This window comes from Roseibium sp. R5 (assembly GCF_055755305.1).
In genome coordinates this window covers 5,142,726-5,155,262 of record NZ_CM146910.1, presented here as the reverse complement: position 1 = coordinate 5,155,262, position 12,537 = coordinate 5,142,726, and the positions used below count along the sequence as shown (strand labels likewise).

8 protein-coding genes are annotated in these 12,537 nt (G+C 55.9%); 4 read left to right on the top strand and 4 right to left on the bottom strand.

Annotated features, from left to right (window positions below):
- Positions 1-16: 16 nt before the first annotated feature.
- Positions 17-934, bottom strand: coding sequence for a LysR family transcriptional regulator (locus tag AC0J4F_RS24100; RefSeq protein WP_473025005.1), 918 nt, complete (start codon positions 932-934; stop codon positions 17-19).
- Positions 935-1,037: 103 nt separating this feature from the next.
- Here AC0J4F_RS24100 and AC0J4F_RS24095 point away from each other — a divergent pair, with 103 nt between their 5' ends.
- The 3 genes from AC0J4F_RS24095 (at position 1,038) to AC0J4F_RS24085 (ending at position 5,190) form a co-directional block, all read left to right on the top strand.
- Positions 1,038-2,297, top strand: a complete 1,260-nt coding sequence (locus AC0J4F_RS24095) for a urate hydroxylase PuuD (protein WP_209172881.1) — start codon at positions 1,038-1,040, stop codon at positions 2,295-2,297.
- 289 nt (positions 2,298-2,586) lie between these two features.
- Positions 2,587-4,302, top strand: a complete 1,716-nt coding sequence (locus AC0J4F_RS24090) for an AMP-binding protein (RefSeq protein WP_473025004.1) — start codon at positions 2,587-2,589, stop codon at positions 4,300-4,302.
- Between the two features lie 6 nt (positions 4,303-4,308).
- Positions 4,309-5,190 (top strand): bile acid:sodium symporter family protein, encoded by an 882-nt coding sequence (locus AC0J4F_RS24085; RefSeq protein ID WP_473025003.1) that lies wholly within the window; start codon positions 4,309-4,311, stop codon positions 5,188-5,190.
- A gap of 162 nt (positions 5,191-5,352) precedes the next feature.
- On the opposite strand, the gene AC0J4F_RS24080 is transcribed toward AC0J4F_RS24085, so the two are convergent.
- Positions 5,353-7,422: a peroxidase family protein gene (locus AC0J4F_RS24080; protein WP_473025002.1), complete on the bottom strand. Its 2,070-nt coding sequence runs from the start codon at positions 7,420-7,422 to the stop codon at positions 5,353-5,355.
- A gap of 625 nt (positions 7,423-8,047) precedes the next feature.
- On the opposite strand from AC0J4F_RS24080, the gene AC0J4F_RS24075 reads away from it, so the two are divergent.
- Positions 8,048-10,840 (top strand): bifunctional aconitate hydratase 2/2-methylisocitrate dehydratase, encoded by a 2,793-nt coding sequence (locus AC0J4F_RS24075; RefSeq protein ID WP_133948037.1) that lies wholly within the window; start codon positions 8,048-8,050, stop codon positions 10,838-10,840.
- Between the two features lie 74 nt (positions 10,841-10,914).
- On the opposite strand, the gene AC0J4F_RS24070 is transcribed toward AC0J4F_RS24075, so the two are convergent.
- Together AC0J4F_RS24070 and AC0J4F_RS24065 are read right to left on the bottom strand one after the other, a co-directional pair.
- On the bottom strand, positions 10,915-11,301 hold the full coding sequence (locus AC0J4F_RS24070; RefSeq protein ID WP_133948035.1) for a hypothetical protein: 387 nt from the start codon (positions 11,299-11,301) through the stop codon (positions 10,915-10,917).
- Positions 11,302-11,500: 199 nt separating this feature from the next.
- Positions 11,501-12,430, bottom strand: coding sequence for a cobalamin B12-binding domain-containing protein (locus tag AC0J4F_RS24065; protein WP_133948033.1), 930 nt, complete (start codon positions 12,428-12,430; stop codon positions 11,501-11,503).
- Positions 12,431-12,537 lie beyond the last annotated feature (107 nt).

Genomic DNA, 12,537 nt, shown 5'->3' with positions numbered 1-12,537 from the left:
CTTCACAGTTCCAGTTTCAGACTGAAGGCGTTTTGGCCAGTTCGTCTTGAATGTGTGCAACCATGAAATCGATAAAGAGGCGGACTTTAGGATCCTGGCGGCGGCGGTGGGTGTAAAGGCATGCCATCTGTACCGGTATCGGTGGCTCGCTTTCCAAAACCTGAACCAAGCGCCCGGACTTCAAATGTTCCGCCACTTCAAACACTGGTTTTAGAACAATCCCGTGGCCTTCCAGCGCCCAAGCGGTGAGCACATCGCCGTGGTCGGACTCAAAAGGGCCTTTGACCGGAATGCGCTTTACACCCTCGGGTGTTTCAAGGGGCCACTGAAATTCCGGCGCGCCGGGATAGCGCATGTTCAGGCAGTCGAATTTTCCTGTCGACAAGTCGGCGCTCGATGCCGGTTGTCCCGTCTTGGCGATGTAGTCCGGCGAAGCGCAGAGGATCCTCTGGCAATCGGCGATCTTGCGGATCTTCAGGTTCGAGTCTTCCGGAACTCCCAAAAAGAACGCCGCATCGAGGCCTTCGCCTGTCAGGTCGACCTTCCGGTCAGACAAGCGCAGCCGGATATCGATCAGCGGATGGTCTGCCTTGAAGGTCGGAATGGCCGGGGCAATCAGACTTTGCCCCATGCTGATGGGAGCCGCGACGAACAGTGTCCCGCGCGGTGAGCGGGTCATGTTGGTGATTTCCGCTTCCGCTTCTTCCACCGCTTCCATTATTTTTGTTGCGCCGCGGTAAAAGATATTGCCCTGTTCGGTGGGGCTCAGGGCGCGTGTCGTGCGCTGAAACAGCCGGACATTCAGGTGTTCTTCCAGTTGAGAAATCCGGGACGACGCGACCGCAGACGAGATTCTAAGGTCCCTTGCGGCCGCGGACATGTTACCGAGCTCGTAGACACGTAAAAAGGTGCGGATATTCTCCAGGTAAGCCATTTGGCGATTGTTCCGAATTTTTTGAAACTGCTTGGATTATGTCGGGATACCAGAAAATTGAATGATCGACTAGGTTGATGGCAAAGTTTTTGGAGGGATTGGAATGCTGGATATCGCCATCATTTGGGACTGGCTGATGTTTGCCGTCAGGTGGCTTCATGTCATCACCGCGATCGCTTGGATCGGATCGTCGTTTTACTTCATTGCGCTTGATCTGGGCCTTAGAAAAGTGCCGCATTTGCCTGTTGGCGCGCATGGTGAAGAATGGCAGGTCCACGGCGGCGGCTTCTACCATATCCAGAAATACCTGGTCGCGCCTGCCAACATGCCGGAGCATCTGATCTGGTTCAAATGGGAGAGTTATGCGACCTGGTTGTCCGGCGCGGCTCTCTTGATGATGGTCTACTGGGTCGGCGGCGAACTCTATCTGATCGATCCGGCAAAAGCGGACCTTGCGCTTTGGCAGGGCATCTTGATCTCCGCAGCATCCCTGTCGATCGGCTGGCTTGTCTATGACTTCCTCTGCAAGTCGAAGCTTGGCGACAACCCGACCCTATTGATGGTTCTCCTGTTCGCGCTGCTGGTCGTCATGGGATATGGCTACAATCTGGTCTTCACCGGCCGGGCCACCATGCTGCATTTGGGCGCCTTTACGGCGACCATCATGTCGGCGAATGTCTTCTTCATCATCATTCCAAACCAGAAAATCGTCGTCGCGGACTTGAAGGCGGGACGGACGCCTGATCCGAAATACGGCAAGATCGCCAAGCTGCGGTCCACGCACAACAACTACCTGACCCTGCCAGTCATCTTCCTGATGCTGTCCAATCACTACCCGTTGGCGTTTGCCTCGGAATACAACTGGGTGATTGCAGCGCTTGTTTTCCTGATGGGCGTCACCATCCGGCACTACTTCAACTCCAACCATGCCGGTACCGGCAATCCGACCTGGACATGGCTGGTAACCGCGCTTCTGTTCCTCGGTGTTATCTGGCTGTCGATGGCTCCGCTTCAGCACGACACCTACGAAGCGTCCGAAGCGCGTCCGCTGACAAAGACCGAGCAGGTCTTTGCCAATGCCGAAGGGTTTGAAGAGGTGATGGCGATCGTGCCCGGGCGCTGTGCCATGTGCCATGCACGGGAGCCCTTCTACGAGGGGATCCACTGGGCACCGAAAGATGTGCTTCTGGAGACGGAAGCAGATGTTGTGCGCTCGGCCAAGCAGGTTTATCTCCAAGCTGGTGTGACCAACGCCATGCCGCCGGCCAATGTGTCTCATATGGAAGAGAGCGAACGGCGCGCGATTGTGGCTTGGTACCGGAACGCCACCAAGGATCAGCCGTTCTGGATCGGCGCGCGCTGACGGACCGGTCGGTCAATTTCTTTCACGCTTGAAATAACGCGCTTGTTAAACAGCACCTGCCCGCCTCCCAATGCTTTAATTCGGGAGGCGGCATTGTTCGCTGTTCGGCTCTGTCAATTGAAGACTTGTGTCATTCGGCAATTCTCCAAATAAAAAACTTTGCCTATGCCCTTGCGTCACGGGGTTTTACTAAGGCCGTCCCGCATCTATGGTTGAGGCACAATCTTCAGTGCTTGAGGAGGCAACTGAAGGTTGTTTGAGGAACAGGCGTTGATGCCGGGGGGAAGTAATGACATCAAGCGATCGTCCGTGGACCGCGTTTTATGGACCCGATGTGCGGTCCGATATAGAGGCCGCATCCTACCGCACGATCAGTGACTTGATCCGGTCTGCAGCAGACACTTTCAAGTCTGCCCCGGCCTTCACGACCTGCATGCACAATGGCATGAACGGCACTTTGACCTTCGAGCAGGTCGATGAAATGTCAGACGCCTTTGCGGTCTATCTTCGGGAGGTGGCAGGACTTGCACAGGGCGACCGCGTAGCGTTGCAAATGCCAAATGGCCTGTCGTTTCCAATCGCGGCCTTTGGGATCTTCAAGGCCGGCTGTGTTCTGGTAAACGTCAACCCGCTTTACACGGCTGAAGAGATGGCGCGGCAGTTCCAGGATGCGGAACCGCGTGCGCTGGTGATTGTCGATATGTTTGCCGACAAGATCCCGGCTGCAACAAAGGGACATCCGATCCCCAACATTATCGTCACGCGGGTTGCGGAGTTTTTGCCTTCGTTGCCGCGCGGCATCATCGGGTTGGTGCAAAAGTACTGGGACCGGTCGGTCAGACCGATCGAAGTCCCGCATATCCGTTTTCCGGAAGCGCTTGCCGCGGGGCGGGACCACAAAACCCGCGACCATGTCGAAGTTGATGCCTATCACCAGTCTGTCGAGCCCGACGATGTGGCCTGCTTGCAATACACCGGCGGGACGACGGGTGTTGCGAAGGGCGCGATGCTCACCCACAAGAACCTGCTAATGAACATGGAGCAATCGCTGGAGATGTGTCCGGCGGTGCAACGAGGTGAGGAGGTCGCTCTGACAGCCCTTCCGCTTTACCATATCTTCGCGTTCACGCTGAATTTGCTTGCCTTTTATTGGATCGGATCGCGGAATATTCTGATCCCAAATCCCCGGCCGCTGACCAATCTCAAACGCGCGTTTGAGAATTACAAGATCACCTGGATGAGCGGGGTGAACACCTTGTTCAACGGTCTGTGCAACGAAACTTGGTTTCTCGACAGCCCGCCAAAATATCTGAAGTTTTCCTCTGCCGGCGGCATGGCCTTGCAGGCAGATGTTGCTCGGAGATGGGAAGAGGTGACAGGCCGGCCGGTGCTGCAGGGCTACGGGCTGACCGAAACCTCACCTGTTCTCAGTTTCAATCCAATCGGCAAGACGCGGGACGGTTCAATCGGGATACCGCTGCCGTCCACCTTGTTGCGCTGTGTGGACGATGACGGCAACCCGGTGCCGCAGGGCGAGCGCGGAGAAATCGCCGCCAAAGGCCCACAGGTCATGGCTGGATATTGGAACAAGCCAGAAGAGACCGCGATCGTCATGCGAGATGGTTGGTTTCTGACAGGTGATATCGGCGTGATGGAGCCGGATGGGTACTTCTACATCGTTGACCGGAAGAAGGACATGATTGTCGTGTCGGGCTTCAATGTGTACCCGAACGAGGTCGAAGACTGCCTTGCCTTGCATCCGGGCATCTTCGAAGCTGCCGTAATTGGCGTTCCGGATGACACCACTGGAGAAGCGGTGAAGGCCTATGTTGTTCTGAACGACAAGAGCCTGACCAAAGAGGCGATCCGGGTTCATTGCAAGGAGCACCTGACAGCCTACAAGGTGCCCAAACGGGTTGAGATCCGGGACGACCTGCCCAAATCAAACGTTGGCAAGATCCTCAGAAAAGACCTGCGCGCAGAAGAGCTGCAGGCGGCGGAGTAATAATCCATGGTCGGAGCATTTGAACAGGCGCTTCTGGCGGCCATGATCTTTGTCATCATGCTGGGAATGGGCGCGTCCCTGACCCCGCGCGACTTCTATCTGGCACTGCGCCGACCCTATGGTCTCGCCGTTGGTGTCGTCTCGCAATATGGCTTTATGCCGTTCATCGGCTTCCTGATGACACTGGCTTTGGCATTGCCCGAGCCGATTGCAATCGGGCTGTTGATCATGTCCTGCATGCCGGGAGGCACAACATCGAACATTTTTGCCTATTTCTCCAAAGGCAATCTGGCACTCTCCGTACTCATGACGGTGACCTCGACCGTGTTCGGCGTCATACTTATTCCGATTGTCCTTGTGATCTACGCCACGGCGCTGGATCTCGAAATCCCGCGGGAAAACATCATCGCAACCCTTTTGATCCTGTTGGTCCCTGTCGCGATCGGCATGGGTTTGCGCAAAATCAGTGCAAATATCGGAGCGGTGACGGAGTTCTTCGGATCGGCCTTGGCCTTGTTCTTTATCGCCTTCATCGCGATCTCTTGGATCCCGCGGAACTGGCAATTCCTTCTGACAACCACACCGGCGACCTATTTCGCAGCGATCATGCTCGGTGTCTTCGGGATATTGGTCGGCTATCTCTTCGCATGGTCCTTGAAGCTCCATCCGCGCAATATTCGGACAATCGCCTTGGAGACCGGCATTCAGAATGGACCGCTGGCTGTCGCCATCATCGCCCTGACTTTCCCAAGCGACGAGCAGCAGGGGATCATGGCCGTGGCGGCGCTCTATTCCCTGTTCATCGTGATCACGTCGACCTTAGTGACGCTCATCTTCCGGCGGGCGAACACGGCCGCAGAACAGAAGATCCCCGACAGCCTGCTTTAGAGCGCCTCGCGTTTAATCGAATTCAGAATGTTTCAGGTTTCGCGTTCGAGGCGCTACCGAGAGGCAGCGAAACTTGAATCCGCTTAAACGCGATTTGCTGTAACGGCTGTCGGGTCTCTGCGCCGATCAGATTGCCACAAGACGCCCATCAGGTCTTTGCAATCAGATGATCTGAATATCCGACACGTCCAACTGTGAAACGGAAACGCCAAGCAGGGTGATCGACAGGCTGTCTGAGAAACGGAAAACGACCCCGGCATCGGTGTTCGCGGCGAGGGCCAGGATTTCTGCAGATGACGAGAAACCTGCGACCCCGATCTGAAGGATGTCACCGTTGCGGTTACTGGTGCTGAAATCAGTTATTGTGTCCGATCCGGAGGCTCCGTCAAAAACAAAGGCGTCACTGCCGCGCCCTCCATTGAGGGTGTCGTTGCCCGTGCCGCCGACCAGCACGTCATTGCCATCGCCGCCATAAAGTAGGTCGTTTCCGGCCTGGCCGAACAGGACATCGTTTTCGTCCTGTCCCTCCAATTGATCGTCTCCGCCGGCGCCGTCCAAGATGTCATTGCCGCGATTGCCCAGGATCAGATCCCTCTCTTCCGAACCGACCAGAGCATCATCCCTGTTGGTCCCGCCCAGGCGGTCATAAGCCAACATCACGTTGTCCTGAATGGACCGGATGTCCGTGTTGCGCTCGATCACGTCGGCCAGCGTGGTGGACCACAGAGCCTCAATCTGAGCCTGAGGAAGATCCAGGCCCTGGCTCCAGAAAGGATCACCGTCGCGCAACCGCAAAAACTGATCAAGGAGGATCGTCGCGAACAGCTCTCCGACGATGCCGCTGCCCGAAGGGTCCTCGGCTAGCCCGCCGATCCAGGCATCGACCTGATCGACGGATCCGTAAACGCTTGCCAATTGTGCCGCTAGAGTGGCATCCGATGTTACATCCGAGAAGTTTGTTGCGCGTTGCAGGCCAAGAGCCTCGCGCAGATCATTGTAGCTGGCGACCCCAAGATCCCGGCCGCGTTCGATGTTCAAGGCGGCGAGGTCAAGCCCGCCAGAGCCTGGAGCGCCAAACAAGAAGGAACGCACATCCTCTACGATGTGTGTGTCCAACTCTTGCGACATGCCGTCTGCAAGTCCGCGCAGAAGGGGATCGATGCCCCCATTCTCTGCAATCTCCGAAGGGTTGAAAAACGCTTCACTCAAAGAGAGATCTCCGGCAGCGATGTTATCGCCATCCCGGTCCAACCTTTGAATGCTGGACGACAAGAGGCTGTGGCCAAAGCGGAAAGCGGCAGTTGCAAATTCGACCGAAATGCCAGGATTTATGTCTGGATTGTACCCTGCGTAATCCGTGATGGCATCCTCTCCCAAGAGGAGTGGCAGAAACTCATTATAGGTGATTGCCTGGATTTCAGCTTCATTGATGATCCGGGCTGCGTCATAGAGTTCATCCGAGCTCATGCTTGGGTCCTGGCGGGCCAGCCGGTCCACCCAGAGGTTATGCTCGCGGGCAAACAGGGTGTGCATGGATGTCAGAGCGACATTTTCCGCAGCGCGCACTTCGCCGGCCAACACGCCACCTGTTTCTGTTTCGATGAGGAGGTTGTTGTCCGTCAGGAGCAGCCTCCCTCCGTCGCCGCGCAGCGAGGCGGCAGTTTCGGCATCTGATCCGTAAACCATGGAGGCATCGATAAAAGCGGTGATTTCATTGCTGTATTGCCGGGCAGACGTGGCTCCGGTTCCATCAACAAATCCCGCACGTGTAAACGGTATGACCGCTTCACCCGTTCCTGTTGGGTCAAAGTCGCTGTCGCCAGCAGGGACAACAACCGGCGCGAATTCAAATCCCTCGCTGCCGGTCAATGTGATGTCATGATCAATAAATTGGCCCCAGACCCAGAACATGTCACTTAGGCCAGACGAATTGGGCATATCTTCAGTTTGCTGCGCAACGGCGTTGCTGATCGCGCGCGCGTTCGGAAGGTCAGTTGCGACGGAGCCGATGCCGTCGGTGTAGTTCGCATCTGTTAAGCGCAGCATTTGCTGGCCGACAGATCCCCAGTCGATGTTGGTCTCATGACTGGAGGATGCGTCAATGGACCGGGTTTCAAGAGCCGCGACAAGGTTTGCCTGAATCTGCGCCAAAGTGTTTGGCGCGTTTTGCTGGTTTTGTGGCTGATCCGGGTTTTGCTGATCGCGACGTTGATCTTGATTGGACCGAGGCATCTCAGGCTCCTGATTTTATTGTTGGATGGGACGGAACGTGCGGTATCGTCAAAACGCCAGTGCACGCGGCGTTTGGTCGAATGCGATGAACTGCTGTTGCTTTGGAATAGTGAGGTGAGCGGACGTGGATCGCACGCGTAAACGGCAATCGCAGCGCCGGGCTGCGAGCTGGCTGGTGTCGTTTGTTTGTGTCGCGGCCTTGCAAGAAAAATCGCAAGGCAATGGCCTCCGGTACGGAGCAACATACCGCTCGTCCCCCAGTCTGGAGTCCACCACACCCAGATTTATGCACGCCCTACTGGAACAACCCTTCGGAACGGGTTTCATTCCGTTGGCCATGAAAAAATGCTAAGTTAGAAAGGCTTTGAGGGTTGCGGGAGTTGGGCGCCGCATCCCAGAGCATCATGCAACAGGCGGTCGTGATAGCCGCATGAATTCGAGTGCCTATTAAGACTTGCTCAGTGGTGTGCGGTTAAGAAGCAAACGAACCGCAATTAATTCAGCGAACAATATTGCATACCATTGTATACTGAATTATGTAGTGCGCAGCGAGCTTACCCGGCGAGCCAGCAAATGTGCGACCCGGCGACTAAGCGATATCCAACTTCAAGACGCCGGGGTCCTTATGAGTCTCTACACTGAATATCTCGCCGAGATCGAAACGCGCAAAGAGCAGGGCTTGCATCCCAAGCCAATCGAAGACGGAGCTCTGGTTGCCGAGCTGATCACGCAGATCAAGGACGCTGGCAACGAACACCGCGAAGACTCGCTCAAATTCTTCATCTACAATACCTTGCCAGGAACGACGAGCGCTGCTGGCGTCAAGGCGAAGTTCCTTAAGGAAATCATTCTGGGCGCGGTCAACGTTGCGGAAATCACACCTGCCTTTGCCTTCGAGCTGTTGTCCCACATGAAAGGTGGGCCGTCCGTGGAGGTCCTTTTGGATCTCGCCCTTGGCAACGATGAGGCAATCGCGAAGGACGCTGCTGAAGTCCTCAAGACCCAAGTGTTCCTTTATGATGCAGATACCGATCGCCTGAAAGTAGCCTATGAGGCTGGCAACGAAATCGCCAAGGACATCCTGGAAAGCTACGCGCGGGCCGATTTCTTTACGAAGCTTCCTGACCTGGACGAAGAGATCAAGGTTGTGACCTACATCGCCGCCGAAGGTGATATCTCAACCGACTTGCTTTCGCCGGGCAATCAGGCGCACTCGCGTGCTGACCGTGAACTGCACGGCAAGTGCATGATTTCAGAGAAAGCGCAGAAAGAAATCGAAGCGCTGAAGCTGCAGCATCCGGGCAAACGCGTGATGCTGATTGCCGAAAAGGGCACCATGGGTGTCGGCTCGTCCCGCATGTCCGGTGTCAACAACGTGGCCCTTTGGACCGGCAAACAGGCAAGCCCATATGTGCCGTTTGTCAACTTTGCTCCGATTGTTGCCGGCACCAACGGTATTTCTCCGATCTTCCTCACCACAGTCGGCGTGACCGGTGGCATCGGTGTCGATCTGAAAAACTGGGTCAAGAAACTCGGCCCGGACGGCAATCCGATCCTGAACAACGATGGCAACCCGGTGCTGGAGCAGAAGTATTCTGTCGAAACCGGCACGGTCCTGACCATCAACACGAAGAAGCAAAAACTGTTCAATGAGGCTGGCGATGAAGAGCTGGTAGACATGTCTTCTTCTTTCACGCCGCAAAAGATGGAGTTCATGAAGGCCGGTGGGTCTTACGCCATCGTCTTCGGCAAGAAGCTGCAGACATTGGCCGCGGAAACGCTCGGCATCGAAACACCGCCGGTCTTTGCACCGTCCAAGGAAGTGTCTCACGAAGGCCAGGGCCTGACTGCCGTTGAAAAGATCTTCAACAAGAACGCGGTCGGCTCGACTCCGGGCAAAGTTCTTCATGCCGGCTCAGATGTCCGCGTTCGGGTCAACATTGTCGGCTCGCAGGACACCACGGGTCTGATGACTTCCCAGGAACTGGAAGCCATGGCCGCAACGGTGATTTCCCCGCTCGTAGACGGTGCGTATCAGTCCGGCTGTCACACCGCATCTGTGTGGGATCTGAAGGCTCAGGCCAACACACCGCGCCTGATGTCATTCATGCACAAGTTTGGTCTGATCACCGGCCGCGATCCGAAGAACGTCTACCACCCGATGACGGACGTCATTCACAAGGTGCTGAACGACATCACGGTCGACGACTGGGACATCATCATCGGCGGTGACAGCCACACCCGCATGTCCAAGGGCGTTGCCTTTGGCGCGGATTCCGGAACTGTGGCGCTGGCACTCGCGACCGGTGAGGCGTCCATGCCGATTCCGGAAAGCGTAAAGGTCACGTTCAAGGGCTCCATGAAGGATCACATGGACTTCCGTGATGTTGTGCACGCCACACAGGCCCAGATGCTGAAGCAGCACGGCGACAACGTCTTCCAGGGCCGCATCATCGAGGTGCATATCGGCACCCTTCTGGCGGACCAGGCGTTCACCTTCACAGACTGGACCGCGGAAATGAAGGCCAAGGCCTCCATCTGTATCTCCAACGATGAAACCCTGATCGGATCTCTGGAACTCGCGAAGGGCCGCATCCAGACCATGATCGACAAGGGAATGGACAACGATGCCAAGGTTCTGCAGGGCCTGATCGACAAGGCAGACAAGCGCATTGCCGAAATCAAGTCTGGCGAAAAACCGGCGCTGACCCCGGATGCCGATGCGAAGTATTTCGCTGAAGTCGTTGTCGATCTGGATGAGATCGATGAGCCGATGATTGCGGATCCGGACGTCAACAATGCGGATGTTTCCAAGCGGTACACGCACGACACGATCCGTCCTGTGTCCTTCTACCATGGAGAAAAGAAAGTCGATCTCGGCTTCGTTGGCTCCTGCATGGTGCACAAGGGCGACATCAAGATCGTTGCCCAGATGCTCAAGAACCTGGAAAAGTCACAAGGCAAAGTCGACTTCAAGGCACCGCTTGTTGTGGCTGCTCCGACCTACAACATCATCGATGAGTTGAAGGAAGAAGGCGACTGGGACGTACTGCAGAAGTACTCCGGCTTTGAGTTCAACGACAACGCGCCGAAGACAGCAGCCCGGACCGAGTACGAGAACATCCTGTATCTTGAGCGTCCCGGCTGTAACCTTTGTATGGGCAACCAGGAAAAGGCGGCCAAGGGAGATACCGTTCTGGCGACATCCACCCGTTTGTTCCAGGGCCGTGTGGTTGCGGATTCCGAAACCAAGAAGGGTGAATCCCTGCTTGCCTCGACACCGGTTGTCGTATTGTCGGCAATCCTTGGCCGGACGCCGACCATGGAGGAGTACAAGGAAGCGGTTGAAGGCATCAACTTGACCAAGTTCGCTCCGCCGCTGCAGAAGCCGCTGGATTCAAAGTCTGTCCACTTTTAAGCGAGAGAGACAAGCCGGTTTATCGGCTGACAAATCAAATACGAAAAGGGCGGCAGAGATCTCTGCCGCCCTTTTTATGCCTTCCAGTCGCCGATGCCATGCCACCACTGATTAATCAGGCCCAGGCTCAAAGCCGGGTAGGGGGTGCCGGGATCGGGGTCCTCGGGATGCGGGAGTGCGCCATGTGACTGAAGAACTCTGAGGCTCGTTAGGAAATCGCGCATGCGGTTTGTAATTTGCCGGATCTCGTCCGGGGTTTTCGCAACAGCCCCGCTGGTGGGCCGATAAAACTGCTCCCACTGCCTGTAGAGCGCATGGCCGAGTTCAATAACTTCCTGCTCGCCATGCGGTTCGAGGCCAAGGCACATTTTGATGATTTTGGTTGCAGGGCCTTTGCCGTCTGTGAAACCTGGTGTCACCGATGGGTCTCTTTTCTGTTCTTTTTCTTGGGTGTCCGACATCTGTCATGCCTGCAGCGTGTAAAACCTGTTGGACGGCAGAGCCTCTCCCTTTTGAGAACAAAAGGGACATTTTAGAGGCGCTGAGAGATTTGGTTTGGGACGTTTTGGTTACCTGACAACGTTTGAGTCGCCAAGCAGGCCTTTAGGTGGCAAATCTGCCGTTGGGTGAAGCAATTGCTTTTTTCAATTCAGGACGAGATCATCCAACGGCTTGTTCGGCCAACGTGATGGCTTCCAAAGCCGAGAGAGCGACGAAATCGGCTCCCATGTTCTGGAAGCTGTCTGGATGCGTCAGGACAGCAGCACCGCCAATGACAATCTTGGTATTGCCAGTCGCTGCTTCCGACCGGCACCGTTGAATGGCTTCCATGCAGTCATTGGCCTCTTCGAGACGTCCGACCGACAGACCAAGCATGTCATACGGCCGGGCAGACAGGCGCATATACATTGTGTCACCGATTTCCATATCGGCGCCGCCATCGACGATCCATCCAAGGTCGCGGAAACACATTCTCACCAGGTTCACGCCGAGCGTATGTTTGGTCCCGTGGGACCGCGCCAGCAAGATCCGTTTGGCTGACGTTGGTAAGGATGGCTGAGGCCCTGCATGGGTCAGATGATTGACGATGTTGCTCAACCGCGTTGAAGCAACAGCAACCTGCATGAAATCGGCATCATCGGTGCACCAGTAGTTGCCAAGTTCGGTTGCGATCGGGCAAAGCAAGTGAATGGCCAGTGTCTGAAGCGGGATATTGGTCTGGACAAGTTCCTCAATCAGATCCCGGTGGTGGCGGGGGTCCGGGTCGATCAGTGATTTCAGGAACGGCACGCGGTAGGAAATCGCAACATCCATGGACGGCATTTGCCGCGCCCGCTCATCCAGTTCGGGATGCAAACGAAGATCGAGACCCGAAACCGGGTTCCCGTTCACAATAAGTTTTTCAGCCTTTGGATGAAGAGCTCCGACCAAACCGGACACTTGCCCACGCACGGTCGTCTCCAGAACGGTGAGGTCCTGCAGGGACAAATTGGCAGCATCGTCTGCCTTCAACGTCTGGCCATTGCCAGCAAGGTCCGACGGGGTCTTGTTTTTTTCCGTCTGTCGCTCGCTGTCGTCTTTATAGGCCAATTCCCCCTCCCGATGTCTCGGCCTAGGCGGTCAAGCTCCTCCAAGCAAAAGATCGTACTATACAACCTTTCCCCCGCCAATTGAGATCACCTATTCGTCTCTGCAAT

Coding starts and splice junctions, on each gene's coding strand:
- AC0J4F_RS24080 (WP_473025002.1), bottom strand. CDS start 7,422: ATGCCTCGGTCCAATCAAGATCAACGTCGCGATCAGCAAAACCCGGAT.
- AC0J4F_RS24085 (WP_473025003.1), top strand. CDS start 4,309: ATGGTCGGAGCATTTGAACAGGCGCTTCTGGCGGCCATGATCTTTGTC.
- AC0J4F_RS24070 (WP_133948035.1), bottom strand. CDS start 11,301: ATGTCGGACACCCAAGAAAAAGAACAGAAAAGAGACCCATCGGTGACA.
- AC0J4F_RS24090 (WP_473025004.1), top strand. CDS start 2,587: ATGACATCAAGCGATCGTCCGTGGACCGCGTTTTATGGACCCGATGTG.
- AC0J4F_RS24100 (WP_473025005.1), bottom strand. CDS start 934: ATGGCTTACCTGGAGAATATCCGCACCTTTTTACGTGTCTACGAGCTC.
- AC0J4F_RS24095 (WP_209172881.1), top strand. CDS start 1,038: ATGCTGGATATCGCCATCATTTGGGACTGGCTGATGTTTGCCGTCAGG.
- AC0J4F_RS24075 (WP_133948037.1), top strand. CDS start 8,048: ATGAGTCTCTACACTGAATATCTCGCCGAGATCGAAACGCGCAAAGAG.